Source organism: Niabella soli DSM 19437 (genome assembly GCF_000243115.2).
Taxonomy (GTDB): domain Bacteria; phylum Bacteroidota; class Bacteroidia; order Chitinophagales; family Chitinophagaceae; genus Niabella; species Niabella soli.
In genome coordinates this window covers 4,573,877-4,599,680 of sequence record NZ_CP007035.1, presented here as the reverse complement: position 1 = coordinate 4,599,680, position 25,804 = coordinate 4,573,877, and the positions used below count along the sequence as shown (strand labels likewise).

The 25,804-nt window shown below is 45.5% G+C and carries 26 protein-coding genes; 15 read left to right on the top strand and 11 right to left on the bottom strand.

The window, feature by feature from the left end; translation table 11 throughout:
* On the bottom strand, positions 1-1,248 hold the full coding sequence (locus NIASO_RS19150) for a TolC family protein (RefSeq protein ID WP_008582530.1): 1,248 nt from the start codon (positions 1,246-1,248) through the stop codon (positions 1-3).
* A 135-nt stretch (positions 1,249-1,383) separates the two neighbouring features.
* Positions 1,384-1,554: a lmo0937 family membrane protein gene (locus tag NIASO_RS20270; protein ID WP_008582531.1), complete on the bottom strand. Its 171-nt coding sequence runs from the start codon at positions 1,552-1,554 to the stop codon at positions 1,384-1,386.
* A 277-nt stretch (positions 1,555-1,831) separates the two neighbouring features.
* Here NIASO_RS20270 and NIASO_RS19140 point away from each other — a divergent pair, with 277 nt between their 5' ends.
* From NIASO_RS19140 to NIASO_RS19075, 14 genes are all read left to right on the top strand, one after another.
* Positions 1,832-3,337 (top strand): glycoside hydrolase family 32 protein, encoded by a 1,506-nt coding sequence (locus tag NIASO_RS19140; RefSeq protein WP_008582533.1) that lies wholly within the window; start codon positions 1,832-1,834, stop codon positions 3,335-3,337.
* A gap of 94 nt (positions 3,338-3,431) precedes the next feature.
* On the top strand, positions 3,432-3,866 hold the full coding sequence (locus NIASO_RS19135; RefSeq protein WP_008582535.1) for an RrF2 family transcriptional regulator: 435 nt from the start codon (positions 3,432-3,434) through the stop codon (positions 3,864-3,866).
* 45 nt (positions 3,867-3,911) lie between these two features.
* Entirely contained in the window at positions 3,912-6,047 is a 2,136-nt protein-coding gene (locus NIASO_RS19130; protein WP_008582537.1) for a cbb3-type cytochrome c oxidase subunit I, read from the top strand.
* 18 nt (positions 6,048-6,065) lie between these two features.
* On the top strand, positions 6,066-7,076 hold the full coding sequence (locus NIASO_RS19125; protein ID WP_008582538.1) for a cytochrome c: 1,011 nt from the start codon (positions 6,066-6,068) through the stop codon (positions 7,074-7,076).
* Positions 7,073-7,336 (top strand): hypothetical protein, encoded by a 264-nt coding sequence (locus NIASO_RS19120; RefSeq protein ID WP_008582540.1) that lies wholly within the window; start codon positions 7,073-7,075, stop codon positions 7,334-7,336. Before NIASO_RS19125 ends, NIASO_RS19120 begins: the two co-directional genes overlap by 4 nt.
* A gap of 1 nt (position 7,337) precedes the next feature.
* Entirely contained in the window at positions 7,338-7,742 is a 405-nt protein-coding gene (locus NIASO_RS19115) for a hypothetical protein (RefSeq protein WP_008582541.1), read from the top strand.
* A gap of 11 nt (positions 7,743-7,753) precedes the next feature.
* Complete coding sequence (locus NIASO_RS19110) at positions 7,754-8,149, top strand: group III truncated hemoglobin (protein ID WP_008582543.1); 396 nt, start codon at positions 7,754-7,756, stop codon at positions 8,147-8,149.
* Positions 8,150-8,185: 36 nt separating this feature from the next.
* Positions 8,186-8,629 carry a hypothetical protein gene (locus NIASO_RS19105; RefSeq protein ID WP_008582545.1) on the top strand — a complete coding sequence of 148 codons (444 nt, stop codon included), beginning with the start codon at positions 8,186-8,188 and terminating at the stop codon, positions 8,627-8,629.
* Position 8,630: 1 nt separating this feature from the next.
* Positions 8,631-8,810: a hypothetical protein gene (locus NIASO_RS19100; RefSeq protein WP_008582546.1), complete on the top strand. Its 180-nt coding sequence runs from the start codon at positions 8,631-8,633 to the stop codon at positions 8,808-8,810.
* Positions 8,811-8,869: 59 nt separating this feature from the next.
* On the top strand, positions 8,870-9,589 hold the full coding sequence (gene ric / locus NIASO_RS19095; RefSeq protein WP_008582551.1) for an iron-sulfur cluster repair di-iron protein: 720 nt from the start codon (positions 8,870-8,872) through the stop codon (positions 9,587-9,589).
* A gap of 223 nt (positions 9,590-9,812) precedes the next feature.
* Positions 9,813-10,286, top strand: a complete 474-nt coding sequence (locus NIASO_RS19090) for a hemerythrin domain-containing protein (RefSeq protein WP_008582553.1) — start codon at positions 9,813-9,815, stop codon at positions 10,284-10,286.
* Positions 10,287-10,378: 92 nt separating this feature from the next.
* Positions 10,379-10,966, top strand: coding sequence for a methyltransferase domain-containing protein (locus NIASO_RS19085; RefSeq protein ID WP_008582555.1), 588 nt, complete (start codon positions 10,379-10,381; stop codon positions 10,964-10,966).
* 30 nt (positions 10,967-10,996) lie between these two features.
* Positions 10,997-11,560, top strand: a complete 564-nt coding sequence (locus NIASO_RS19080) for a YeeE/YedE family protein (RefSeq protein ID WP_008582557.1) — start codon at positions 10,997-10,999, stop codon at positions 11,558-11,560.
* Positions 11,561-11,674: 114 nt separating this feature from the next.
* Positions 11,675-12,154: a DUF6691 family protein gene (locus NIASO_RS19075; protein ID WP_008582559.1), complete on the top strand. Its 480-nt coding sequence runs from the start codon at positions 11,675-11,677 to the stop codon at positions 12,152-12,154.
* Positions 12,155-12,214: 60 nt separating this feature from the next.
* Here the strand turns inward: NIASO_RS19075 and NIASO_RS19070 are convergent, their stop codons facing one another.
* The 9 genes from NIASO_RS19070 to mqo all read right to left on the bottom strand — a co-directional run bounded on the left by NIASO_RS19070 (position 12,215) and on the right by mqo (position 25,126).
* Positions 12,215-13,549 (bottom strand): FGGY-family carbohydrate kinase, encoded by a 1,335-nt coding sequence (locus NIASO_RS19070; protein WP_008582561.1) that lies wholly within the window; start codon positions 13,547-13,549, stop codon positions 12,215-12,217.
* Positions 13,550-13,598: 49 nt separating this feature from the next.
* Positions 13,599-14,873 (bottom strand): TIM barrel protein, encoded by a 1,275-nt coding sequence (locus NIASO_RS19065; protein WP_008582563.1) that lies wholly within the window; start codon positions 14,871-14,873, stop codon positions 13,599-13,601.
* 134 nt (positions 14,874-15,007) lie between these two features.
* Complete coding sequence (locus NIASO_RS19060; protein WP_008582571.1) at positions 15,008-17,128, bottom strand: bifunctional rhamnulose-1-phosphate aldolase/short-chain dehydrogenase; 2,121 nt, start codon at positions 17,126-17,128, stop codon at positions 15,008-15,010.
* 29 nt (positions 17,129-17,157) lie between these two features.
* A complete protein-coding gene (rhaT, locus tag NIASO_RS19055; RefSeq protein WP_008582573.1) occupies positions 17,158-18,240 on the bottom strand; it encodes an L-rhamnose/proton symporter RhaT in 1,083 nt (360 codons plus the stop codon).
* A gap of 215 nt (positions 18,241-18,455) precedes the next feature.
* Entirely contained in the window at positions 18,456-19,175 is a 720-nt protein-coding gene (locus NIASO_RS19050) for a porin family protein (RefSeq protein ID WP_008582576.1), read from the bottom strand.
* Between the two features lie 341 nt (positions 19,176-19,516).
* Entirely contained in the window at positions 19,517-21,013 is a 1,497-nt protein-coding gene (locus tag NIASO_RS19045) for a M56 family metallopeptidase (RefSeq protein ID WP_008582577.1), read from the bottom strand.
* 47 nt (positions 21,014-21,060) lie between these two features.
* Entirely contained in the window at positions 21,061-22,686 is a 1,626-nt protein-coding gene (locus NIASO_RS19040) for a M56 family metallopeptidase (RefSeq protein ID WP_008582579.1), read from the bottom strand.
* Positions 22,683-23,072, bottom strand: a complete 390-nt coding sequence (locus NIASO_RS19035; protein WP_008582580.1) for a BlaI/MecI/CopY family transcriptional regulator — start codon at positions 23,070-23,072, stop codon at positions 22,683-22,685. Before NIASO_RS19035 ends, NIASO_RS19040 begins: the two co-directional genes overlap by 4 nt.
* A gap of 566 nt (positions 23,073-23,638) precedes the next feature.
* A complete protein-coding gene (mqo, locus tag NIASO_RS19030; protein WP_008582582.1) occupies positions 23,639-25,126 on the bottom strand; it encodes a malate dehydrogenase (quinone) in 1,488 nt (495 codons plus the stop codon).
* A gap of 168 nt (positions 25,127-25,294) precedes the next feature.
* Here mqo and NIASO_RS19025 point away from each other — a divergent pair, with 168 nt between their 5' ends.
* On the top strand, positions 25,295-25,723 hold the full coding sequence (locus NIASO_RS19025; protein ID WP_008582583.1) for a hotdog fold thioesterase: 429 nt from the start codon (positions 25,295-25,297) through the stop codon (positions 25,721-25,723).
* The last annotated feature ends 81 nt before the right edge of the window (positions 25,724-25,804 follow it).

The following is a 25,804-nucleotide window of genomic DNA, read 5'->3' as shown; positions in this document are numbered from 1 at the left end:
TCATTGAAGAATTAAATGATGAAGATGATTATAGAGATTATACAAAGTGGTTTCATATTGCACCAGGCCAGACTTAAGGTTGATATAATTGCTGATCGACAAAATAAAATCGGCCACCCGTACATCGCCCGTGGGCAGTTGCTTCATATTGGCCTCTATAAGCGTTTGCGCATACTTCATTTGTTCCGTAGCCGTAACGGTCAACTGGCGGTATTGTTGGATCTGGGCGGTCAGTTGCTGCAATTGCTGCTGGTACTGCTTTTTTGCAAACGCATTGTAAGTAGCACGGGTCTCCATGGAGAGTTGGTTTTGCCGTAAGGACAGATTACGTTTATGCCCATCGTAAATAGGCAGCGTAACGGCAACACCGGCGCTGGTTCCAAAATTTTTATACGGCGTAGTAGTCAGTGAAGAGGAATAGCCCCCGTCGGCAAAAGCGGAAATTTTGGGCCGGTAATCATAATGAATGACCCGCGCCTCATTGTCCAGTTTAAGACTGTCCGTGCGATAGCTTTCGGCGTAAATGCTCTCTTCAAAACCCTGCGGTACGGTGTCCGGTATATCCGGGGGCGCCAGTTTTTGCAATGAAGTATCTACCACCCCCGACAAATAATTTAATACAGCATAATCATTACGCCAGTCCGTTTTGTGCTGTTGCAGGGAAAGCAGATTTTGCTGCAGGGTTACTTTAAAGCTTAAATAGTCTGTTTGTTTAAATACGGCGTTTTGCGTCAGCTTCTTTAAAATAATATCTTCTTCGTTCAATAAGCGAAGCACTTCCTCCACCACTTCGTATTGCCGTTGGCTGCCATAAGTAATAATATATTGCTCGGTAATGGCGCGCTCCAGGGTGAGCCGGGTAATGCTACTTTGGTTTTGCAGTTGGTCAATGCTGAGCGAATAACCGGCCAACCGGGTGTCCTTGTTTTTCCGGCTTAAAAAATCGCGACTGGCGCGGATCAGCAAATCAACGCTTTGCCCGTTAGAGATGGCGGCATCATATCCCCAGCCTCTGAATACCGGCGCATATAGCGCATCACCCTGCCCGTTTACCTTCACTCCATAATCTGCCCGGAACTTTAAACTATCAATACGCACCGCATCCCGCTGGTTTTGGTAATCATGCAACACCGGGCTATTGACCGTTGCAGTTTCCAGGTAATACCCCAGTGTTTTCGCGTCCTGGGCCTGCGAAGCCAGGGGAATCAGCAAAACGATAAAAAGGACGGTTTTGAAATAACCGTTCATAAAGTATTGTTTTGCACAAAGTAAAAAGAACTTTTGTAGAAAAACTGAATTTTACTGGTTCCCGGATTAAAAAGGCAGTCTATTGATTTTTTTAAGCGCTTTTCAATAGCTGAACAGCTAAAGGGCAGCAGGTAACTAATCAACCGGCTTACGCCCGGAAATGATATTGTACAATACAATAATAATTGCCAGCACCAGCAGTATATGTATTAAGTGGCCCAGCCCCATGCCTCCTCCAATCCCAATCAATCCTAAAACCCATACAATGATGCATATAACGGCTATCAGCCATAATAAATTTCTCATGCTAAATGATTTATTGGTTAAAAATTGACTTACAAAAAGCTCCGGAAGAAAATCTATTATTACAGGCAAAAGAATCATGCCAAATATCAACCACCCGCTTTTTCCTGTTTTGCAGCCTTTTATTGTACAACCTGTGTAATTTTTTCCTGAAGTGAATAGCCATGGCCCAAAAAACTAATTGAGGCAAGGCTGAAGTCTGTTGTAATTTTATTTTATCTTAGTTTTTGTAAAACGATCGCTTTTTTTCAACCCTGTTTTGCGCAAATTTATCAGCGTTATGAACAAGCGCGCTTTCTTTAAAAGTCTGAGGCCTGTTATTGCAGCATTGCTATTCCTGCCTTTGCTGCCAAATGCGCAGGAATTGCCTGCCCACACGGAAGCGTACCGCCCTCAGTTTCATTTCACCCCGCACAAGGGGTGGATGAATGACCCTAACGGGATGGTATATTTCAACGGCAGCTACCACCTGTTTTTCCAGCATAATCCGGATAGTACCGTGTGGGGGCCAATGCACTGGGGCCATGCAGTGAGCAAAGACCTGGTGCGGTGGAAGGAACTTCCCATTGCACTATACCCCGATTCATTGGGCACTATTTTTTCCGGCAGCGCCGTTGTGGATAGCGCTAATACTGCAGGGTTCGGGAAAAACGCGATGGTAGCTATTTATACCAATCACAATACAGCGCTTGAAAAAACCGGCTCCGATAAATTCCAGAATCAAAGCATTGCTTATAGTTTGGATGCAGGGAGCTCTTGGACCAAATATAAGGACAACCCGATACTGCTAAACCCAGGTATCCGCGATTACCGCGACCCCAAAGTATTTTGGTACCAACCCGGTAAAAAATGGATCCTGACATTGGCCACATTGGATCATATCACTTTTTATGCTTCGCCGGATCTGAAGCATTGGAAAGAAGAAAGCCGGTTTGGCAAAAATCTTGGCGCGCATGGCGGGGTTTGGGAATGCCCCGATCTTTTCCCATTGAAAGATAATGGGGAGGAAGTATGGGTATTGATCGTAAACCTTAACCCGGGCGGGCCGAACGGGGGCTCCGCTACGCAGTACTTCACCGGTAGCTTTGACGGGCACCACTTTACCCCCGACGACACCCACATTAAATGGCTGGATTATGGGCCCGATGAATATGCCGGCATTACCTGGTCTGGTACGAGCGACCGGAAAATATTTTTAGGCTGGATGAGCAACTGGCAATATGCCAACAGCGTTCCTACCAAAAACTGGCGCAGCGCCATGACCCTGCCCAGGGAGCTCTCAATAAAAAAGATAAAGGATCAGTACCGCATAACTTCTTTACCGGTAAAAGAATTTGAGAAAACCCTCCAGCCCATCCAACAACTGTCAAACGTAATGATTAAGAATAACCTGGACCTGGCGCAAGTGGCTAAGGGCACTTTCCAATTGGACCTGGGAGGATTGCCTCCGGTTGATTTCACCATTGAATTATCCAACACCAAAGGCGATAAACTGGAAATAGGGTTTGATAAAAAAGCCAACCGATATTTTATTGACCGGACCCATGCGGGCGCCACGGATTTCAGCCAGGTATTTGCCGGAAAACATGTGGCACCCCGTCTTTCCACCAGCCGGTCTGTTAACCTGAAATTGGCGGTTGATGTAGCCTCAGCAGAGCTTTTTGCAGATAACGGGCTTACGGTAATGACCAGTATCTTCTTCCCAAGGGAGCCCCTCCGGAACATCCGCATTCAATCGGAAAACGCATTATTAATTAAACAACTGAAGCTTAGCGCTATTCATTAGCCACCATGAATCCGGTGCATTCCTTTTTATAAAATAAAAGATATTTTTGTCTTTTATTAAATTCCCATTTATCTTTGTGCCGTAAAAGAAGTAAATGTTTTCAAAAACTTGTGAGTACGCGATAAGAGCTATTTTATTCATCGCCCATAAATCAGAAAATGGGGATAAAGTAGGCATTAAAGATATTGCCAGGGGGATCGATTCTCCTGAATATTTCGTGGCCAAGATCCTCCAAAACCTTGGCAAACAGGGCCTGGTGCAATCACAAAAAGGGCCTTCCGGTGGATTTTACCTCGATGACTCCTGCAGAAAACATTCTTTGGCAGATATCGTAAAGGCGGTAGACGGAGACAAGATCTTTTCCGGTTGCGGACTGGGGCTTAAGCAATGCTCAGAGCTGCGTCCCTGTCCTATTCATCATGAATATAAAGAAGTCAGGAAAAAATTGATCACCCTTTTGGAGAAAGCCAAAGTAGGCACGTTTAGCGAGGAACTGGAAAAAAATATAACCTTCCTTAAGCGGAAATAGTTTTTTTGGATAAATAAAGGACAAAAAGGTATTAATATCTCATATATGTATATTTCAGGCATTTTAAAAAAAACAATTGCTATTATCAGCGCCCTTTTTGCGGGCGCCACGGTTTTGCAGGCACAAACAATGACCCCTTATTCTTTTTCATTCGATTCGGGGTATGGCCCGCTGTACTTCCTGTTCATTCTGGCATTCCTCCTGCTGTTGGTTGCATTGATTTTGCTGTCGAAGGCGCGCAGGATCCGGAACAATTTCCGGGAAACAAAAAAAGAAAATCCTTCTTTTTTAAAGGAACATGCCGGCAGTTTGAATAGTCCGCAAATAAAAAAGGTATTGCGGGGCCGGCGTTCAAAAAAAGCGGCGTTAAGCCTGTTGCTAGCAGGAATGCTTTTGCCATCGTCGAAACTATTGGCCCAGGAACAGGGAGGCGCGCCCGGGCCTTTATTAAGTCAGGCGGGTATTATCATCACCATTGTACTGCTGCTGGTTCCCATCCTGCTGGCCGTTCTGTTGCTGATCGTAAAGTTAAAGAAAGTGTTCACCCAGCTTCAAAACAAACTGAATACAGAAAAAGCGGATCAACTGGCAAACTACCTCAGCAATTTGCCGGAAGACGAAGCGGCGGCGCTCACCAAAAGACAAAAAGCTTTGGATTACCGGCTGTCGCACCAGGAACTTTCCGGTGATCAATTGGCCGAGGACAAAAAAGGATTGTTGCAAATAAACGGTGCGCCCGGGCTGCCGATAGTGGCCGTTAAGAAAAAAGCGCAGCAGCGTCCCAATATTGATCCGGAATTATCAAAGCTGGTGCTCTGGTACCTGGGCTGTGCTACTTTCTGGTTATTGTTTGGCACCACGGTTGGCGAATATATTGGTATTAAATTCGTGGCTCCCGATGCGGATCATATCAGTTGGCTGAGCTTCGGCAGGCTGCGGCCGGTGCATACTAACTCGGTTTTTTGGGGCTGGGCATCGCTGGGGATGATTGGACTGGCCTACTATATTGTGCCGCGGGTATGCAACACAAAGTTAGCCAGCATGAAATGGGGCTGGTACACCCTGTACCTGATCAATGCCTCCGTAATACTGGGCACGATCTGCCTGATGGCGGGTATTAATAACGGCGGCGGTGAATACCGCGAATACATCTGGCCGGTGATGCTGTTATTTGCGATAGGGCTGGTAGCAACGCTGATCAATTTCCTGAATACGATCGCCCGGCGCACCACCAAAGAGATCTATATCTCCAACTGGTACATTGTTTCCTCCATTATTTTCACCATTGTTATTGCATTGGTTGCCTACATCCCTTACTGGCAGAACGGGTTGGGTGAAACAATAGCGCAGGGTTACTACATGCACCAAGGGGTAGGTATGTGGTTTATGCTGTTCACATTGGGCATCGTGTATTATTTTCTGCCGCAACAACTGAATAAGCCCATCTATTCCTACAGCCTGGGAATCCTCGCCTTCTGGACGCAGATCTTATTTTATACACTGATCGGTACCCACCATTTTGTATTCAGCGCCATTCCCTGGTGGCTGCAAACCATTGCCATTGTAGGCAGCGCAGGCATGGCAATACCGGTTATTGCGGGCACTACCAATTTCCTGATGACGTTTAAAGGCTCCATGTATAAGATAAAGGACAGTTATACCCTTCCTTTCTTCCTGGTGGGCATCATATTTTATTTCACCGGTTCCATGCAGGGAACGGCAGAAGCCTTTCGTGAAACCAACCTGATCTGGCACTTTACCGATTTTACCGTAGCGCACTCGCACCTGACCATGTATGGCATTATTTGCTTTTTCCTGTGGGCGGCTATCTATGCAGTGATACCCCGGCTTACCGGTAAGGAAGCACCGCAAATAACCATTGGGGCCCATTTCTGGATGGCGCTGATCGGGATGCTGTTTTATACGATTCCTTTGATGTATGGCAGTACTTTAAAAGGATTGCTATGGAAGGAAGGGAAGCCTTTTATCGACGGCGTTGTACTGATGGCACCTTATTGGCTGTGGCGGGCGATCGGCGGCAGCCTGATGTGGTTATCGCACCTGTTCTTCGCCTACAATATGTATAAGATGCTTTCCCCGAATTATATAGTGGACGTAAATGAAGCGGCTGTTGATAAGCTCGACAAGGACAATCCCACTATTTTGAAACCAATCGCTTAATCTTCATCAATCGTTACAATGGATTTCTTTAATAATCATAAAAAACTTTTTGGAACCGCGGCCCTGTTTTTTATAGGCCTGACCATTCTGGTTGCAGTAATACCGGCGATCAACAATCAGCAAAACAATGCACCGTTACCCAACGCGATTGCCCTGAGTGCGGACGCCAAAAAAGGAAAGGCACTCTTTATATCAAACGGCTGCGTGGCCTGTCATACCCAACAGGTGCGGAATGTGGATATGGACAAAGTTTGGGGAAAACGGCCCAGCATGGCAGCAGACTATGCTGCCATTCACCGTACGGATTTCTGGCGCAACACGGCAACCCTGATGGGCACCGAACGTACCGGCCCCGACCTTACCGATGTGGGTAACCGCCAGCCCAGCAAGGACTGGAATCTGGTACACCTGTATAATCCCAGGGCGGTTGTAAAAGAATCCGTGATGCCCGCTTACCCCTGGCTGTTTACGGTCAAAAAAGAACCGGCAAAAAATGAGGTGGTAGTGAATGTACCCGCAGCTTTCACCAAAGGAATTGATGGAAAAATCATAGCAACCAAAGATGCGCTTTACCTCATTGCCTATTTACAGTCTTTAAAACAAACACCGCTTCCTGAGGGTAGTGTCGCTCCCGCGTTCTTATATAAATCAGAAAAAAAAGCTGCTGCGGGCGGTGCCGCTGCTGCGCCGGAGCTGGATGGGAAAGCCTTGTTTGCCGCTAATTGCCAGGCTTGCCACCAGGAAAACGGAGAAGGACTTCCCGGAGCCTTTCCACCACTTAAAGGCAGCCAGACGGTATTGGGTGATGACCTGGAGAAATATGTAGGCATCATTATGAACGGCTATGACGGACTGCCGGGTTATGGCGTTATGCCCTCTGTAGGAAAGAATATGAACTTTACAGAGAACGAAGTAGCCGCCATCATAAACCATGAGCGCACCAGTTGGGGAAACAATGCTAAAAAAGTAACCCCCGAAGAAATAAAAAAAATTATAGACCTGGTAAAATCCAAAGTACCACAACAATGAAAAGAAAAATAACATCCTTACTCCTGCTCCTCTTGCTGCACATGGCTGCTATTGCCTGTGCGGTATGCGAGCGCAATCAGCCCCGGGTGCTGAAAGGGATCACGCATGGCGCCGGCCCCAATAGCCGGTGGGATTACCTGATTGTATGGACAGCCGTTGTCATAGTACTGGCTACGCTGTTCCTTTCCATAAAATGGCTGATCCGCCCCGGTGAGCAATCCGGCAACCATATTAAAAGATCCATTTTAAATAATCCATAAGATGCAAGAAAAAAGTACGGTTTACATTTTTATTGATGAGGAACTGCAGCCCATAGCAGCCGTAGCAACGCCCGTAAGTTTTGAGCTGGACACCCGCAAACTGACCGATGGCGAGCATGTATTAAAAATTGTAAGCAAGGACCCCACGGGGAAAGAAGGCATCCGGAAGATCCCCTTCATCGTTCGCAATGGCCCCGCTATTGCTGTTGAGGGCATTAGAGAAAATGCCATTGTTGATGGGATCATTCCCTTAATGGTAAATGCTTATGGCAAGGGCGATCAGAAATCCTTTTTAATAGAAGGCAGTGAAACCCCGCAAAGCATTCCCTCCTGGGTCTGGATCCTCATCATCAGCTTTACCGGCTGGGCGCTGTTTTACCTGGCAAGGTATTTTTCAATGACCTGATCCCTTTAATTATGAAAGAGAAAAAAGACATTACCACAATAGAAGATATCCGCCAGTTGGTAGATAATTTTTACGCAAAAGTAAGAGTCAACGAATTGATAGGTCCCATTTTTGATGGGGTTATTAAAGACCGTTGGCCGGAGCACCTGGAAAAAATGTACCGGTTCTGGCAAACGGTATTGCTGGAAACACACACTTATTTCGGCAGCCCTTTTCCACCGCACGCCCGGCTTCCCATAGATCAGGAGCATTTTACCATTTGGCTACGGCTATGGCACGAAACTATCGATGAGTTCTTTAGCGGGGATATAGCAGACGAAGCCAAATGGCGCAGTAATAAAATGGCCGCCATGTTCCTGTCAAAAATAGAATATTACCGCGGCAGCGCCACTACGCCGCTGGTGTAGGTTCCTCATCTTTTTTAAAAGTAACAGTATATTACAATGATCACTGTCAAATATCCGCTTATCGTTATACTGGTCTTTCTCTGGGTCGGGTTTGTATGTGCCATCAGCTTTATGGAAGCCTGGCTAAAGTTCAAAGCCCCGGGTGTAACGGTGCCCGTAGGATTAGGCATCGGCAAGCTCGTATTTGGCGCGCTGAATAAAGCAGAATGGGTATTTGCCATCGCCATCGGGTTGCATTTGATAGTAGACGGTGCTGCGGTAGGGAGCAGGAGCCATCTGCTTTTTGTTTTGCCCTTTATCATTCTTTTACTGCAAACCATCTGGCTCCTGCCGGCGTTGGATGCACGGGCCAACCTGCTGCTACAGGACATCCCCGCGCCCTCTTCTAACCTCCATTTTTATTTTGTCGCCGCGGAAGTCATAAAAGTGATCAGCCTTTCGGCCTTTGGAATTTCATTATTCAAACAAATACATTCCTGATATGAATACAAACAATATTTCTAAAGTTTCCGGGCACCGGGGACTGGCAAAGATGGGAAAAAGAGTATTGCGCTCCGGAAGAAGAAAGCTTACGCAGACACTGACAGCAACCCTGAATATAACGGAGGAGGATCACATCACGGAATCTGCACCGGGTCATGCAAATGCGCGCTGTCTTTAAAAAATACAACAGGCATATGAACGCGAACCTGCTCATTTGTAAAAAATAAAATCAAAATCATGAATATTTCAAAAGAAGATAACATCGGAAAAATTGTTGCCGAAGATCTGCGCAGCGGAAGTGTATTTGAAAAGTTTGGACTGGACTTTTGTTGTAACGGCGATCGCAGCCTGGAGGAGGCCTGCACCGTTGCGGCCGTCGACATCAATAAAGTGTTAACCGCATTAAATGAAATCGACAATAGCGTCAAAGCTTCCCTGGACTACAATGCCTGGCCGGTGGACCTCCTGGCCGATTATATCGAAAAAAAACATCACCGGTATGTATCCGCCCAAATACCGGTACTACAGGGCCTGCTCCATAAGATAGCGAATGTGCACGGCGCAAAACACCCGGAACTATTGGGCGTAAAGGAACTCTTTTATGAATGCGCCGGGGAGTTGACGATGCATATGAAGAAGGAAGAATTAATGTTATTTCCTTTCATAAAAAAACTGGTGACTGCACAATTATCCGGAACCAGGAAACCTTCGGGCCCTTTCGACTCGGTCGAGCATCCGATCCACGCCATGCTGCAGGAGCATAGCATAGAAGGAGATCGTTTTGGTACCATAGAATCGCTCACAAATCGTTATACCGTTCCGGATGATGGCTGCAATACCTATAAGGCGGCCTACCAGGCATTGAAGGAGTTCCAGGAAGACCTCCACCTGCATATTCACCTGGAAAACAACATTCTTTTTCCAAAAGCGATCACAATAGAAGCATCACTTTCCTGAAGAAGATTTAAAAATTTCTCGCAGCGATCGCTTTCAAAGCAACAAAGGGTTCACGGATTATCGCAGAAGTTTTTTTAAAATATATGGTATCGGTGAGACCAAAAAGAGTTGATATCATTTCCGTAAGCCACTGAAAAATTTGCTTACAGGAAATTTCACGGATTGTCTCAGAAAGTTTCCAAAATCTGTGTAAATCTGCGCAATCTGTGAGCGTATAAAAAATATGAAAAGAAATATCCACCTGGTAGCGCTATCGCGCGACCATCATCACGGACTGTTATTTTGCTGGAAGATACGGCAGGGGATCGCATTGAATATTGCCGCTGAGCGGATTCTAGCGTACATCCGTTATTTTTATGAAACGCATTTGCAGCCTCATTTCCAGGAGGAGGAAACCATCCTTTTTGTTGCCAGTGCCGACCCCTTGTGCCAAAGGGCGATCAATGAGCACCGGGAAATAGCCGGGCGCATCCGGGAAATTACAGAAGGGGACGCAGACGCCCCCGCACTGTTATCATTAGCCGATCTTACAGACGCGCACATCCGCTTTGAAGAACGCGTTCTTTTCCCCCACCTGGAAGAAACATTAACAGCAACACAACTGGCCGGCATTGGCGACACCTTGCAACAATTACATGCAAACACACCCGCCGATACACACGCCGATACCTTCTGGATAGCCGTGGGGAAAAGCTAGTTTACTATCAGCATCAGCCCGATAAATGTTCCCTGCTACCCGCATAGTATTTTATTTTTTGTTGCTATCTTGTTTATCAAAATAGCTGAAACATGAGCACTTCCGCACCTGCACTTAACAAAGAATACTGGGATAGTCGCTGGCAAAACAATGAAACCCGCTGGGATATTGGGTATGCGGCCCCTGCGATCAGGGCATACATGGAAACCCGGAACAGGGACGCAGCTATCCTTATTCCCGGCTGTGGAAATGCCTACGAAGCGGAAATGCTTCTGGAACTGGGGTTTCACCATATTACGCTGGTAGACATTTCCCCTGTTGCCGTAGAGCGTCTTGCCGTAAAGTTTACCAACACGATCAATTGCGTATGCGCTGATTTTTTTGAACATAACGGACATTATGAGATCATCCTGGAGCAAACATTCTTCTGCGCATTGGATCCGTCGCTAAGAAAAAAGTATGTAGAAAAGATGCATGCCCTTTTAAATCCCGGGGGGATCCTGGCAGGATTGTTATTTGCGAATGAATTCCCCAATCCCGGGCCACCCTTTGGCGGAACAGCGCAGGAATACCGGCAATTGTTTCAACCTGGTTTTAAAATACAGCATTTGGAGGTCTGTTATAATAGTATCCCGCAGCGCACCGGCAATGAATTATTTATTGAATGCATCAGAAAATAATTTAATAGCTTAGTAGCTCAAACAATTATAATGACCGCTCTTTTACAACAACCCTGGCCCTGGTATATAGCCGGGCCGCTCATAGGGCTTATGGTGCCTGCGCTCCTGCTCCTGGACAACAAAGCGTTGGGCATCAGCTCGTCCTTAAGACATATCTGTGCCGCATGTGTTCCTTCCAATATTTCTTTTTTCAGGTACAACTGGAAGAAAGAAATATGGAACCTGTTTTTTGTGCTCGGGGTCCTGGCTGGTGGTGCGTTGACAGCACATTTCCTTACCGGGCCGGAACCGGTAAAAGTAGCGCCACAGTTGGCTACCGACCTGGCTAAATATGGCGTACACGATTATAGCAGTCTTGTCCCCAAAGACCTTATCAATTGGCCGGCACTGCTCACTCCCCGGGGATTCATCCTAACGGTTGTTGGAGGGTTTCTGGTGGGCTTTGGTACCCGGTACGCCGGTGGCTGTACCAGCGGGCATTCCATCATGGGCCTTTCTAACCTTCAGATCCCCTCTTTAATAGCTACGATCTGTTTCATGGCCGGAGGCTTTGTGGTGGCCAATCTTGTGTTACCCTGGGTGCTTTCGTTATAGCCCTTGCCACTGAAGCACAGAGACACTGAAAAATAGCTGTGCTTCAGTGCCGCTGTAGCTTTCCACAGCGCGTAGCATACCGTTCGAAAACAAAACACAATAATCAAAGAAAAAATGAAGCATACAACAGATACACAAGATGAATTTATCGAATCAGATAGTCCCGAAACATCGGTGCAATGGGGTGCCAATATTAAATTCCTGGTGGCAGGTATTATTTTTGGCATCGTACTGACCAAGGCAGAGGTGATCAGTTGGTTTCGCATCCAGGAAATGTTTCGTTTGCAATCGTTCCATATGTATGGCGTCATCGGCAGTGCCGTGCTGGTCGGAGCTATATCGGTAGCGCTGATTAAACGTTTTAATATTAAAACCCTCTCTGGCGAGCCCATCAAAATACCTTCTAAAAAATTCGATAAGGGACAGATCATCGGCGGTCTGATCTTTGGTGCGGGATGGGCCCTAACCGGCGCCTGCCCCGGCCCCTTATTTGCCCAGATCGGCACCGGGGCTACTGTTGTAAGCGTTACTTTACTAAGCGCTATTGCCGGAACCTGGGTGTACGGACTGTTAAGGGAACGGTTGCCCCATTGATAACGGATGCTGGTTGCTAGTCACTGGATACTCGATGCAACGCGTATCCAGAATCCAGTATCAAGCCCCAGCCCGGTACCGTTTCACTTCCACCAAATGATCGATCTTATCTTTCGCATTCCAGGAGGAATGAATAGCAAGTGCCGCTCCCACAGCAGTGGCCTGAGACACAGAAGCTGCGTACACTTCCAGTTGCGGGAAGGCTTTCGCCAGCAGGTTCATAAAGATAGCATTACGCGCAAAGCCTCCATCCACATATAGCTGTTTTACCGGGGCATCCTCCAACACCAATTGTGTGGATCGTTTTTGTTTTTTAATCAGGTGCAGCATTAGATCATGGTAAGCTTTTTCAGCCGTCCCCGATCCTGAAAACTGAAAAACCTCAACGATCGCATCATCCGGGTTGCCATCCACCAACTGCGGGTCATATGGGATACTATGAAAATAGCGGGGCGCAACATTAAAATGTTCCGCCAGCTTTTTCACCTCCTGCTCATGCTCGTTCCCCGAAAACAATCTTGACGACTTTACAGCGCTTCCGTTATAAGTAAGATAAGCCAAACAGTCCTGTGCCAATTCCCTCGCCGTTAGGGAATGCCGGTTAAACGGGTTCATGGAAATGCACCAGGTACCGGTCGACAATAAAATAAAGGATTCTTTGATCACCTGCATATAAGGGATGAACGCAGCGGAACTATCGTGCAAACCCACGCCACACCTCAATTGTACGCCATTAACGGTTGCGGTAATCGTATCTTTTGACGAGAAAACCGGAGCCAGCTTCCGGCCAATGCCTTCTGCTGCCACCCAGCGGTGATAGTGGTTATTATTAAAATTCCAAAGCGCCGTATGACAGCCAATACTCGTAATATCCGAAAACAATTCGCCATGAACCAAATAGCCCATGTACTGCGGCAGATGCAGTGAGGTCTTTATCTGGTCAAATAACTCCGGCTGTTGTTCCTTTATCCGGTAGAGCTGCAACCCCGAATTCAGGTTACCCAAAACCGGTGAAGCCGTCTCTGTCGCAAACAATTCTGCCCCTCCATACTTCGGATAAAAATTGGCTGCCAGTTCTTTTGGAAAAGGTTTCAAATAGTTGTATAAAGGAGTAAGAACTGCGCCGGATCCATTTAAATGAACAAAACTGGCACCGTAGGTAGAGAAATTGATCGCCTTTACCAGGAATCGAGGATCTTTTAATTTGACATCCAGCGTATCTTTCATCCATTCGGTCAGCCGGCGGATATCATCACAGGGAAAACCGTCCTCATCAACCGTTTCGTCAAAAGCCTGAGAGGTCTCTTCCACGATCTGGTAATCCTCATCGAAGAAGAAAAACTTTTTATTGGTTTTCCCTATATCAAAAACAGCTATCCCGGGAATTGCAGACACGGAAGATGAAATTTAAAATATCGAATAGTAAATGTAAAACAGGACAAAACTACAATCCGGTTGCAACTGTGTTTGCACCACGCTCTTTTACCAACTGGTCGCGCACTTTTAACTGGCGGAACAATCCTATAGGATCCAGTGCTGCCCCGGCTTTCAGCCTTGCCTCGGCAACCAGTGGACGCACATCAGTACGATAGGCGTCCTGCAAAATTTCCTGGGCCTGCGCCACATCATTATTTTGCTGCGCGGCCAACAGTTTCGTGTTATCTACCAATAAGGCCTGTGCATAGGCAATATTAATTGCCTCTACACTTTGTAATAAATCTTCCAGGGAATCCTTAACGTTATGACTGGCATCAATCATCCAGCCCAGGTCTTTTGTATGATCCATTCCGCGGGCATCCATCCCTTCCACCAGTTCTTTAAAAATAAGAAACAACTGATAGGGTTTGATACTTCCTACCGTAAGATCATCATCACCGTATTTGCTGTCGTTAAAATGAAAGCCCCCGAGTTTTTTCTCGTTCAATAACAGCGCCACGATCTGCTCAATATTGGCATTGGGCAGATGATGCCCCAGGTCTACCAGGGTATAGGCTTTCGCGCCCAGTTTACTTGCATATAAATAAGACTGTCCCCAGTCGCCAACCGTAGTTGAATAAAAATTAGGTTCAAAAGCCTTATACTCCACAAATACTTTCCAGTCGTCAGGTAAGGCGTTGTAGATCTCGCCCAGGCTTTCCAGCGTATTATTAAAAGCACCGCGGAAATTCAATTGCCCGGGGAAACAGGATCCGTCGGCCAACCAAACGGTCAGCGATTGTGATCCCAGTTCCTGCCCATATTTAATTACTTCGATGTTGTGATCGATCGCCTGCTGACGCACCGCTTTATCAACATGCTGCAGCGAGCCGTATTTGTAACTGTGTTGCTGATCCGGCTGATCCTGGAAGGTATTGGAATTCATCGCATCAAATTTCAGATCCAACTGTGTCGCCAGTTGCTTTAAGGCACTCACATTTTTTGGAATATCCCAGGGAATATGCAGGGAGATGGCTCCGCTGGACCGGTTAAGCTGATGTAATAAGCCTACATCCTCCAGTTTTTGCTCCAGCGTGGACGGCTCTCCTTTTCCGGCAAAGCGGCCAAAGCGCGTGCCGCCGTTTCCCAGGGCCCAGGAAGGGATCGCTACCTGGAAAGCGGCCAGTTTATTTATAATAGCAGCAGCATCCGGAACGTTGCCGGATACATATTCCAGTCCCCGCTGATGCTGTTGCAGCAAGGCGTCATTATGTTGATCTATTTGTGATTTTGTCAGTAGCATAAAATTATTTTAGCAACGAGTGATTAAAAAGGTTTTGATAAATATACTAAAACCAGTTTTGCGCAATTTAAAAAAACGAGTTGACCGATTAGAAAATCATCAACTCTTGTATTGCTTGTTATATGAAGACATTCTTATCTTAAAAAAGCCGCAGCCACTCCTCCATCTACATTGAGCACATTTCCGGTGGATTTGTTTAGCAAGCCGCTTACAAATACAAAACAGGCATCGGCAATATCTTCCGGAAGGATCATTTCATTCATCAGGGTGCGTTTGGCATAATAAGCCGGCAATTCCTCCACGGTAATGCCGTAAGCCTTTGCACGTCCTTCGGCCCAGCCGCCTGCCCAGATATTGGAATTGGCAATCACCGCATCCGGGTTCACGCTGTTCACGCGGATCTTATCCCCGCCCAGCTCCGCTGCCAGCAGGCGCGAAAGGTGGGCCTGTGCCGCTTTTGCGGAACCGTAGCCCGCATTATTGGGGCCTGAAACGACAGAGTTTTTAGACACGATGTTAATAATATCGCCTCCCATTTCCTGTTTCCGCATCACCGCTACGCCTTGTTTGGAGACCATGAACTGTCCTTTCACCAAAATATCATACAACCGGTCCCACTCTTCAATGGAGTGATCTGTGATCGACTTTGAAATACTGATCCCCGCATTGTTCACAATGATATCCAGCCCGCCAAAAGACAGTACTGCTTTATCTATGGCCACTTTTATAGACTCCTCATTGGTTACGTCCAATACAACCGGGGCCGCTGCATCCTTACCAAATTCCTTTTGAAATTCGGCTGTTGTTTCATCAATACGCTCCTGGTTAATATCGTTAATGATCACGCAGGCGCCTTCGCGGGCAAATTTTTTGGCAATGGCTTTGCCGATGCCGCCACCGCTTCCGGTAATCAGCGCTACACGGCCGCTCAACGGCTTGGGTTTGGGCATCCGTTGCAGCTTTGCCTCTTCCAGCAACCAGTATTCAATATTGAACGCTTCCTGCCGGGGCAGTGAAGTGTAGGATGAAATAGCTTCCGCGCCACGCATCACGTTGATGGCATTGGTGTAAAATTCCGCCGCAACTCTGGCGGTCTGTTTATCCTTTGAAAAGGTAAACATCCCCACACCGGGATAAATGATCACAACCGGGTTCGGATCACGCATAGCCGGACTGTTGGGATGTTTGCAGGTATCATAATACTCTGCATACATTTTCCGGTACGCTTCAAACAGCGGCGCTATCTTTTCTTTTACCACTTTTACGTCCTCCAGGTTCTCGTCTGTAGACAGATTTAATACCAGCGGGCTGATCTTGGTACGCAAAAAGTGATCCGGACAGGAAGTACCCAATGGCGCCAAACGGTCCAGGTCATTTGAATCAATAAATTCTAATACTTTTTCATTATCGGTAAAATGACCTACCATCTTTATATTCGAAGAACAGAACCCTCTTAATACCGGGGCCAGGGCTGCGGCTCTTTGCTGCCGCGCTGCTGCCGGGAGGGCCTTTACTTTTTCGCCACCGAAAACAGGGCCGTTCTTGCCGGTATGTTCTTCAATATACGCCGCGCATTTTTCAATCACCTCCAGCGTATTGATATAGCTGTCATAGGCCGTATCGCCCCAGGTAAATAATCCGTGCGAACCCAGCATAATACCGCGGATTCCCGGGTTTTCATCCAGGCATTGCTTTAGCTGCAGGCCCAGGTCAAATCCCGGTTTCTGCCAGGGTACCCAACCGATCGTTCCTCCAAAAAGTTCTTCGGTAATTTTTTTACCATCTTTTGCCGCCGCTATTGCGATGGCCGCATCTGGATGCAAATGGTCTATATGTTTAAAAGGGAGAAATCCGTGCAACGGGGTGTCGATAGAAGGCGCTTTTGAGTTCAGGTCATAAATACAATGATTGAACAGTTCTACCATTTCATCTTCATGTTCGATTCCGCGATAAATCGCTTTCAGGCTGCGCAGGCGGTCTACATATAAAGCTGCAAGGCCACTCTTTTTCAGGGTACCCAGGTCTCCTCCACTGCCTTTTACGTACATGATCTCTTTTTCTTCATTGGTCAGCGGATCCTTAGCCATTACTTTACAGGAAGTATTGCCGCCGCCATAATTGGTCAGCCGCAGGTCGGCTCCCAATAAGTTGGAACGGTAGATCAGTAATGCCACTTCATCTCCTGCCAGTTCAGCAGCTTTAGCATCATCCCACAAATAACTTACGTATTGAAACGTTTTTGCTTGAGCACTCATATTTCTTTATTCTTAATTATTTTAATGAACTATCTTAATGAATTGCCGTATCCCACCAGCAATACGGACACTAATATTATGATGATCCCTAACACCACGGTGGTCAGTGTTTTCTTGCTAACACCTTTCCATTCTTTTAACACTAATCCCCATACATTGGCAATAAGAATAATAAACGCCATATGCAGAATCCAGGAACTGGGACCATTCCCCAGCTTGCTTTCTCCCATGCCATAAAAGAAGAACTGTAAGAACCAAGTGGTTCCCGCTAGGGCACAAAAAATAATATTGGATAACCGGGGTGTTTTTGCATTGGTATAATCGCCAAAGGTTTTGTTGCGCGCATTTAAGATCAAGCACCAGATCAGGTTAGTCGTCAGTCCGCCCCAAAGGATCACAACATACGACACATTATTCTGGAAGAGAAACTCTCCCTGCCCCGGGTGTGCAGCTTTCCATAAGGCGTTTGCCGTATCGGCCATCGGCTTTCCCGCTTCAATCCCAAAATTAAAACAGGCGCTTAATACGCCGGAAATAATGGCTACCAGCAATCCCAATCCAAACTTATATTCATCTTTTCCTGATAAATGATCATGTTCCTGGCCCGCCAGTTCTTTTTCTTTGCGCACGCCGGCCCTGCCGGAAATGATAATACCAATAATACAAACCAATAAACCCAGCATGATGACCTTGCCCCAGCCGGTACCAAACAACATACCGATGGTATCTTTTCCTTCCGCAGGATTTACCTGGTAATACAACGCTGGTATCAATGCGCCAAAAACCATGCAAAGTCCGAGGATAATGCTGCTGCCCAATGATACCCCCAGATAGCGAACGCCTAATCCATAGGTAAGTCCGCCGATCCCCCACAATAAACCAAATAAATAAGCATAGCCCAGCGTACCGGCTCCGCTCGTTTTAATGATCTCCCAAAAATTGGGAATGGTCAACCATGCCGCCAGTGGTGGAACAATTAACCACGAAAAAATGCCGCCCACCAGCCAGTAAGATTCCCAGGACCACCCCTTTACTTTCTTATAGGGAATGTAAAAACTTCCGGAAGCAAAACCGCCAATAAAATGGAAAATAACCCCTAATAATGCATTCATGAACTCTATTTATTCAATATCATTAAGCAATCTGTTACCGATCAAAAATATTCAATAAAAAAAAGCTAACTGTCATGCACTGTCATGCTCCGGGCCCCATCTTATACGTTTAAATAAAAAAAGCCGCCTTCCTGAACAGAAAGCGGCTTTTATTATTTTTTGATGATAGTGATCAGGAAAACGTCCCTTCACTTCTAACTATTGACTATTCACTCTTAAAACCGGTATCCCACTGAAATCCCCAGGCCTCCGTTCCGGAGCACGGCCCCATTCCGGTTGCCATGATCTTTCGGCTCCAGGTTGGAAAAACTGGTTTGCCCGTTCAATTGCACCGAAACGCGGTTATAAAATTCATAGCCGATCAGGATATTACCACCCACATCAAAAGGTTTTCCCAACACTAATGTGTTATTATTTCCATCTTCTTTAGCGTAGTCATTAATGAATTCCATTTTACCGGTTGTTGTATTTCCGTTAAGTACACTTCTATAATTACCTCCGGCGGCATAGGCAAAATAAGGGCCTACACCGATCATGAAGTGGCCACTACCTGCCTGCGGCTTATAAAGGAAATTGATCGGAACTTCCACGTTATATGTATTGATACGGGTGTAGTCCCCATTTTGAGAAGTACTGCCGTCCTGCCACATATAATCGTTGGCATCGTAAGTCATTTTAGCGCCTTTCATGCTAAACAAGGCTGCTGGCTGTATAAAAAACTCATAGCCCACAGGAATATCAAAAGTAAGGCCCAAGTTGGCCCCGGGTGTCAGTTGGGCGCCGGTGATCCGGTTTCCGTTCTGATCCTGGATATGCAAACTGGAAAGATTCAAACCGGCTTTAATACCCAGGTCTACCTGCGCCATGGCAGTACCTGCAATAGTTACGGTTACCGCTAAAATTAATAGTTTCAGATAGGATTTGTTTTGTTTCATCTGTTTGATTTTTTTGTTTTTAATTTATCAGATAGCTACCGGAATCGCCAAAATAATCATTGCATTGCTGTATGCTGGACTCCTATGGCTCCTTTGCTAAAATAAAGATTTGGGTTAAATAGGATCATTCCCATTTCTCTATATAACTCAGACGATTATTAGACTGCAAAAAGTTTACTAGGTAATCCGTTTGGATCGATTTTATCATTTTTTTTGCAATTGGTTGAGGCTATTTTTTGCAATAAAGCGGATCGTATTTCCAGTGTTAAATAAATGTAAAAAAAATGGCAGCCATTAATTGCCTGCCATTACTAAATTCCTCAATCGGTTCATCGCGTTCATCACTTCGCCGTATCTTTTACAATCTTCGGCGGGGTGAACCTGGTTCTTTCATCGTTTATAATTTTCGGTGGCGTAAATGCACGGTTCTTTTTGTCCCTTACAATCCTGGGCGGGGCAAGCTGCTTTCCATTTTTGGGCGCTGCCGGTGGTGGTGGCACTGGTGCTGATTGATCCCTGCCGGGCAGAGGCGGAGGAGGAGGCATTTTGCGCACAGTAGCCCGTTGCTCTTCTGTCATTTTATTGGAATAAAGATCGGCGGCCCGTTCAGAGGCGGCCCAATCTGCTCCCCGATAGCTTCCTGGTTTGCCGGGAACTCTTAAGCTGTTTTCAACTTTTTTGTATTCCACCATTTCTTCTGCTGTTGCTCCCGGGTGCTCCGGCTGTTCAACCCGGGCATCCCTGATAACGGTTGGACGTACAAAAATTTTTGCCTTTTTAAAATTAACAACAGTTTTAGCGTCTTCTGCAGTCATATGATCATACAAATATTTTGCGCGATTATAATCATCCTTATCCATCTTATAGCCCTTAGCGGTCTTACTGTAATCACGCGCCATAATTGTTTTATACTCAAGAATATCATTTTCGGACAAGTCCTTCACAATCCTGGGTGGGCTGAACCGTTTTACTTCCTGTTGCGAATAGACTTTCTCTGAAAAAATGCCGATAAGCGCTCCCAGCAAAGGGAGCAGCAGCAGCCCTTTTAAAACCGCAAACTTTGATTGATGAAGTTGTAGCATAAGTAAACGTTTTTTTGTGGTGAAAAAATAAAAGCTGCTTGCAAGTGGTATGGAATTGTTTACGTAAACATTTTTTAGCAACAGCCGTTGATAGCCCTGCGTGTTGCCGGTTCTTTTAACGACTGCATGATCTGCGAGGAATTCATGATTCAACTGAATGGATTTTTTATAAAACCAGATAAAGGGATTAAACCAGCACATGATCTGTATTAATTCAATAAGCAGGATATCCAAAGAATGTTTTTGCCGCACATGCGCCAGCTCATGTTGTAAAATAGCGGTATCAATATCGCCCCGTTCAAATTGCGCCCTGTTTAAAAAAATATATTTCAAAAACGAATGGGGCAGGCAGTCTTCAACTGATAATACAATACGGGCCTCATAAAAAGATTGACATACCTGCTTCCGGATGATGCGTTTTACCGTCCAGAGGCGATAAGCAAACCGAAGGAGCAATACCAGGCTTACCAGCAGTATCATGCCATAAACCAACACAGCTAACCAATCGATAAAAGGCAAATGTTTTGCCGTTACCGGCGATGAAGCTGTGCCCGACGGAACAAAAGCTGGCTGTTGCAAAACTGTCGTTTCAATGGTTATCCGGAACAGGGTCAACGGGATAAGGAAAGAAACTGCCACTGCTCCCAACAGATAAAACCGGTTAAATACCAGCATCTTTTCTTTCTGAAGCAAAAAGAAATAAAAGGCGTACAACAAGCCGCTGCAGGCGATCATTTTTAAAAGATAGACAAACATTTTTCCTGATTTTGGTAATAAAAATATTTTTACCTTATCGAATCATTTCAGCCCTCTTTCTTTACTGAATAAAACATTACGAACATAGCTACACTTTTCCCCTTATATAAATACGTTCTAAAGGCACAATCCTGATTGGGATACCTGTTTATGTCCAATGTAAAATTCTCTATAAAATGCTTTTTCTCCTCACTGTTGGTTATGGTTGCACTCACGGTTTTTCCATCCGGGTAAACTGCGAATAGCTTGCCCCTATTATTTCTATAGGCTCCATTTAGCCGTACTAACTCATTATTACCGGCTGCAAGAAATAGTTGGGGAAGGTTTTTATTTACACCGGAACGTTGCTGATCGGTCATGCCAAAATACAGATCGAGGGCAGGCCGCAACATTTGTTTATACCAAAAAACTTTTTCACCATTCACCTCCATTACATATTTTTCAATAAACTTATTAAACTCAGTCATTTTTTCTTCTGACAATCCCTTATTAACGGGGTATGATTTATAGGGAATATCCAAAGAATCTTTTTCTATCGATAATGCAGCCCCGGGGATAGTTGTCCCTTCCGGTTTTGCAACGGGAGCACCTTCATTATTAACCGGCAGGTCTTTTATCCCGTCCGCTTTCAAAATTGCGGCTCCTTGTTCGATCCCGGCTTTTTCCCTATTACCTTCTTCCGGAACATCCTTCTGAATTGCAGTATACCCCACATGCCGATTGCCTGGATTTATTAAACCAGATGCATCCTTTCCGGCGTCGCCCGGAAGATTCATTTTCTGACCCGTTCCATTCAGCCTGTCTGAAAAAATAAGTATCAGGGACACAAAAACAAACAGGGTGATCAGGCCTCGTGTCAGTTTAACTTTTACTGAAGTTTCTTTGTAAAGCATCATTAATCGTTTTTTTGTAATAAAATAGAAATTACTGGCAAGTGAATTTTTACAAACGGGGCAAGCCATTTTAAGCATTGCTTCGGCATAACGGCTTCTATCCCCGGTATTTTGAACGACACAAGTATCCGCCAGAAACTCGTGATTGATCCTGATATACTTTCTGAACAGCAGTAAAAAAGGATTAAACCAGAACACAATCATTACCGCCTCCACAAACAGTATGTCAAAAGAATGGCGCTGTGTTATATGGGCCTCTTCATGGAGCAGAATCTCCTGGTCAATAAGCCCTCCTTCATAAGTACTGCGGCTCAAAAATATACTGTTTATAAAGGAATGGGGCAATATATCCTGTTCTAACAGGATGATTGAAAAGCGTCCCTTTTTAATTTTCGGATTATTTTTTATCAACCTCCGGTAATGGAACAGATTTATAACAAAGCGAAAAAACAACAGCAGCGAAACGCTGATAAAAACAATATATACAATGGTGCCGGCGGCAACTGTTGTCTTTTTTGGCAATAGGTTAATAACGGCCTTTTCAGAGAACAACGGTTCCTTAGTCACTGAATACATTTCAATAAACGGCTTATCGGGCAACCCGATCTTATCGGACATCTTCGTTTCAAAACGACACAACGGGATTAAAAAAGAGAGAATAATGCTCCCCAGCAAATAAAACCGGTTAAACACCAGCATCTTTTCTTTCCGGAGAAAAAAGAAATAAAAGGCGTACAACAAGCCGCTGCAGGCGATCATTTTTAAAAGATAGATAATCATTTTTTCTTTTTTCGTTTCCCAAGGGATTCTATCTGGTGGTCTACGATTTGCTTCAGTTCTTCCAACTGCTCTTTGCTTAAATTGGTCTCTTTGGTAAAAAAAGAAGCAAACTGCAAAACAGAGTCATCAAAATAATTTCGGATCATACTGTTGACGTGTTTTGAAAAATAATCGGCCTTTTTGATCAGCGGGTAATATTCGCGGGAGTTCCCGTATTGGGTATAACTGATCACCCCTTTTTCTGTCATCCGCTTTAAAAGTGTTGCCACCGTTGTGTTTGCGGGTTTCGGGTCGGGAAAGCTATCGATCAGGTCCTTCATAAAGGCGCGCCCGGCTTTCCAGATATATTCCATCAACTGTTCCTCTGATTTTGACAACTTAACCATTCTACAATTATAGATTTGTTTCTACAAATGTAGAGATAAAATTGAAACCAAAAAATTTTTTATAAAAAAGCCTCCGTTTATGGAGGCCCTAATTAATGAGCTGAAATTAGTTTTATCAAAATGCTGGTGTAATGGGTTGGTAAGGACACTCCATTGCCCACATTAAGGGAGTAATTATTTAAACAAAAGGCTTTTTATGCTAATCCCGAATGCCATGAATGCACGAATCCATATACGTTGTTGACGCATTTAGGTTCCTGTCTATTTTTTTGAAGTTGAAACACCAGACAACTCATTCGTGCATTCTGTACAACAAAACCGTTCAAGCTAATTTTTTTGGCCCGCAGATTTACGCATCCCGATGGCTATCGGGAGCGCCAACGGCGCGGATTACACTTCATTCATCTGAGATAGTCTGCTTCCGATAAATCGGAATGCGGGAGGCCTTTTGACCCGCTGATCTGCAGGGATCAGTTTCGTTGTATCCTTAAATCATACTGCAACACAGAATGATGGAACAGTGTCCGCTTCTGGAGGATTCGTGGCAGCTTTTAAATTGATTCACATTACTGCAGTCGCAACAACGCGGTGGTCTCGGTCCTTATTTTATTGCACAATTCTTCATTTTCTTCCAGGCGCTGCCCCAGGGAAGGGATCATCATTCTTAATTTTTTCTTCCACTTGCCCTGGAAACGGTCAGGAAAACATTTTTCCAATAACGTCAGCATGATCGAAACAGCGGTGGACGCGCCGGGAGAAGCGCCTAATAAAGCGCCAATAGTTCCGTCCTCGCTGGCTACTATCTCTGTCCCGAATTGCAGGCTCGCTCCTTTTTCAGGGTCTTTAAAAATAATCTGCACCCGTTGCCCTGCATCTTCCAGCTTCCAGTCTTTTGCTTTTGCGTTGGGGTAAAACACTTTCAATGCTTCAATCCGATCCTCAAAAGAAAGGCTCAGTTGCTGTACCAGGTATTTTTCCAGGTCATAATTTTTCAATCCTACTTTCATCATCGAAAAAATATTCCAGTATTTGATCGATTCAAAAAGATCCCAATAGGATCCTTCCTTCAAAAATTTTGTGGAAAAGGATGCAAAGGGACCAAACAGGATAGATTTCTCATCCCCCATCACCCGGGTATCCAGGTGCGGTACGCTCATAGGTGGCGCCCCTACCGAGGCCTGCCCGTAAACCTTGGCTTCATGCTTTTTTACCACTGCCGGGTTGTTGCACACCAGCCATTGTCCGCCTACGGGAAACCCGCCATACAGCTTGCTTTCGGGAATATCACTATCCTGTAATAACGCTAAGGATCCGCCCCCGGCGCCAATAAAAACAAAACGGCTGTAAATGATGGTTTTCTCGCCCGTTGCCATATTCTTCACTTTCACTTTCCATCTTCCGTCGTCCTGCCTGATGAGGTCATACACTTCATGCAAGAGATGTAAATGGGCATTGCCCCGGGCAACCATATTATCAATCAAAATTCTTGTTAATGCCCCATAATCAACATCCGTACCCCACGCAGCATAAGTGGTAGCCACTTTTTCTTTCGGATCGCGCCCTTCCACTACCAGCGGGATCCATTTTTTGATAACCGCCGGATCTTCGGAATATTCCATCCCCTGGAACAGTTTATATTTTTGCAGGGCCGTGTAGCGTTTTTTAAGGTATTTAACATCCTTACTTCCACGCACAAAACTCATATGTGGTACGGTACGGATAAAATCTGCAGGGTCATTGATCTGTTGATCTTTTACGAGGTACGACCAGAACTGTTTGGATACTTCAAACTGCTCGATAATATCCAATGCTTTATGTGTATCGATGGTACCGTCTCCTTTCTCGGGCGTATAATTGAGCTCGCAAAGTGCGGAATGCCCTGTTCCGGCATTATTCCAGGCGTCGGAGCTTTCGCCGGCTACCCGCCCCAGCCGCTCAAAAATGTGGATTGAATTCCCGGGCTCCAGCTCATTAATAAAAGCACCTAAGGTAGCGCTCATTATACCAGCGCCGATCAATACCACGTCTGTCTTTATTTCTTTTCTCTTTGCCACGCTTTACTATTTTATATTTCAGGATGCGCAAAATTATAACGATTCAAATAAAGTTCCACACTCAATCCTATTCCTTTTATATTATTTTAGCAAAACCATGACTTTCGAAATACACGAACAGTCGTTTTTACTGCCTCGTAACAATACGCTAACTTTAGTCCAAAAAACATGATCTGGAGGCAACCGGTCAACCTGGAAAGTCTGAATAATGCGCCTGAGTACATGGGCACTTTCCTCAACATACAATTTACCGGTGTTACGGGCAACACGCTCACCGCTACCATGCCCGTCACTCAAAAGGTAAAGCAACCCTATGGCATATTGCATGGCGGCGCTTCTGTTGTGCTGGCGGAAACGGTGGGATCTTATGCGAGCGCCCTGGTTATGGACCCGGCTGTATCAATGGCTGTAGGACTGGAGGTAAATGCCAATCATCTGAAGCCGGTAACCTCCGGCGCCGTAAAAGCGGTGTGCAGCCCGCTGCATCTTGGCAGGAAAACGCATGTATGGGATATCAGGATCTATAACGAACAGGAACAGCTTACCTGCATCAGCCGGCTAACGGTTGCGATTATTCCGAAGCAGCCATTTGAATAGACCCGGCAACCCGGTGAGCGACTTTTTTAGAGCGATAAACCTGTGAGGTTTTTGAAACCTCACAGGTTTTTTTTCGTACCT

Coding starts and splice junctions, on each gene's coding strand:
- NIASO_RS19065 (WP_008582563.1), bottom strand. CDS start 14,873: ATGCTACTGACAAAATCACAAATAGATCAACATAATGACGCCTTGCTG.
- NIASO_RS19085 (WP_008582555.1), top strand. CDS start 10,379: ATGAGCACTTCCGCACCTGCACTTAACAAAGAATACTGGGATAGTCGC.
- NIASO_RS19040 (WP_008582579.1), bottom strand. CDS start 22,686: ATGATTATCTATCTTTTAAAAATGATCGCCTGCAGCGGCTTGTTGTAC.
- NIASO_RS19150 (WP_008582530.1), bottom strand. CDS start 1,248: ATGAACGGTTATTTCAAAACCGTCCTTTTTATCGTTTTGCTGATTCCC.
- NIASO_RS19025 (WP_008582583.1), top strand. CDS start 25,295: ATGATCTGGAGGCAACCGGTCAACCTGGAAAGTCTGAATAATGCGCCT.
- NIASO_RS19035 (WP_008582580.1), bottom strand. CDS start 23,072: ATGGTTAAGTTGTCAAAATCAGAGGAACAGTTGATGGAATATATCTGG.
- NIASO_RS19060 (WP_008582571.1), bottom strand. CDS start 17,128: ATGAGTGCTCAAGCAAAAACGTTTCAATACGTAAGTTATTTGTGGGAT.
- NIASO_RS19130 (WP_008582537.1), top strand. CDS start 3,912: ATGTATATTTCAGGCATTTTAAAAAAAACAATTGCTATTATCAGCGCC.
- NIASO_RS19110 (WP_008582543.1), top strand. CDS start 7,754: ATGAAAGAGAAAAAAGACATTACCACAATAGAAGATATCCGCCAGTTG.
- NIASO_RS19105 (WP_008582545.1), top strand. CDS start 8,186: ATGATCACTGTCAAATATCCGCTTATCGTTATACTGGTCTTTCTCTGG.
- NIASO_RS19080 (WP_008582557.1), top strand. CDS start 10,997: ATGACCGCTCTTTTACAACAACCCTGGCCCTGGTATATAGCCGGGCCG.
- NIASO_RS19125 (WP_008582538.1), top strand. CDS start 6,066: ATGGATTTCTTTAATAATCATAAAAAACTTTTTGGAACCGCGGCCCTG.
- ric (WP_008582551.1), top strand. CDS start 8,870: ATGAATATTTCAAAAGAAGATAACATCGGAAAAATTGTTGCCGAAGAT.
- NIASO_RS19100 (WP_008582546.1), top strand. CDS start 8,631: ATGAATACAAACAATATTTCTAAAGTTTCCGGGCACCGGGGACTGGCA.
- NIASO_RS19140 (WP_008582533.1), top strand. CDS start 1,832: ATGAACAAGCGCGCTTTCTTTAAAAGTCTGAGGCCTGTTATTGCAGCA.
- NIASO_RS19090 (WP_008582553.1), top strand. CDS start 9,813: ATGAAAAGAAATATCCACCTGGTAGCGCTATCGCGCGACCATCATCAC.
- NIASO_RS19075 (WP_008582559.1), top strand. CDS start 11,675: ATGAAGCATACAACAGATACACAAGATGAATTTATCGAATCAGATAGT.
- NIASO_RS20270 (WP_008582531.1), bottom strand. CDS start 1,554: ATGAGAAATTTATTATGGCTGATAGCCGTTATATGCATCATTGTATGG.
- NIASO_RS19050 (WP_008582576.1), bottom strand. CDS start 19,175: ATGAAACAAAACAAATCCTATCTGAAACTATTAATTTTAGCGGTAACC.
- NIASO_RS19135 (WP_008582535.1), top strand. CDS start 3,432: ATGTTTTCAAAAACTTGTGAGTACGCGATAAGAGCTATTTTATTCATC.
- NIASO_RS19045 (WP_008582577.1), bottom strand. CDS start 21,013: ATGTTTGTCTATCTTTTAAAAATGATCGCCTGCAGCGGCTTGTTGTAC.
- NIASO_RS19120 (WP_008582540.1), top strand. CDS start 7,073: ATGAAAAGAAAAATAACATCCTTACTCCTGCTCCTCTTGCTGCACATG.
- NIASO_RS19115 (WP_008582541.1), top strand. CDS start 7,338: ATGCAAGAAAAAAGTACGGTTTACATTTTTATTGATGAGGAACTGCAG.
- rhaT (WP_008582573.1), bottom strand. CDS start 18,240: ATGAATGCATTATTAGGGGTTATTTTCCATTTTATTGGCGGTTTTGCT.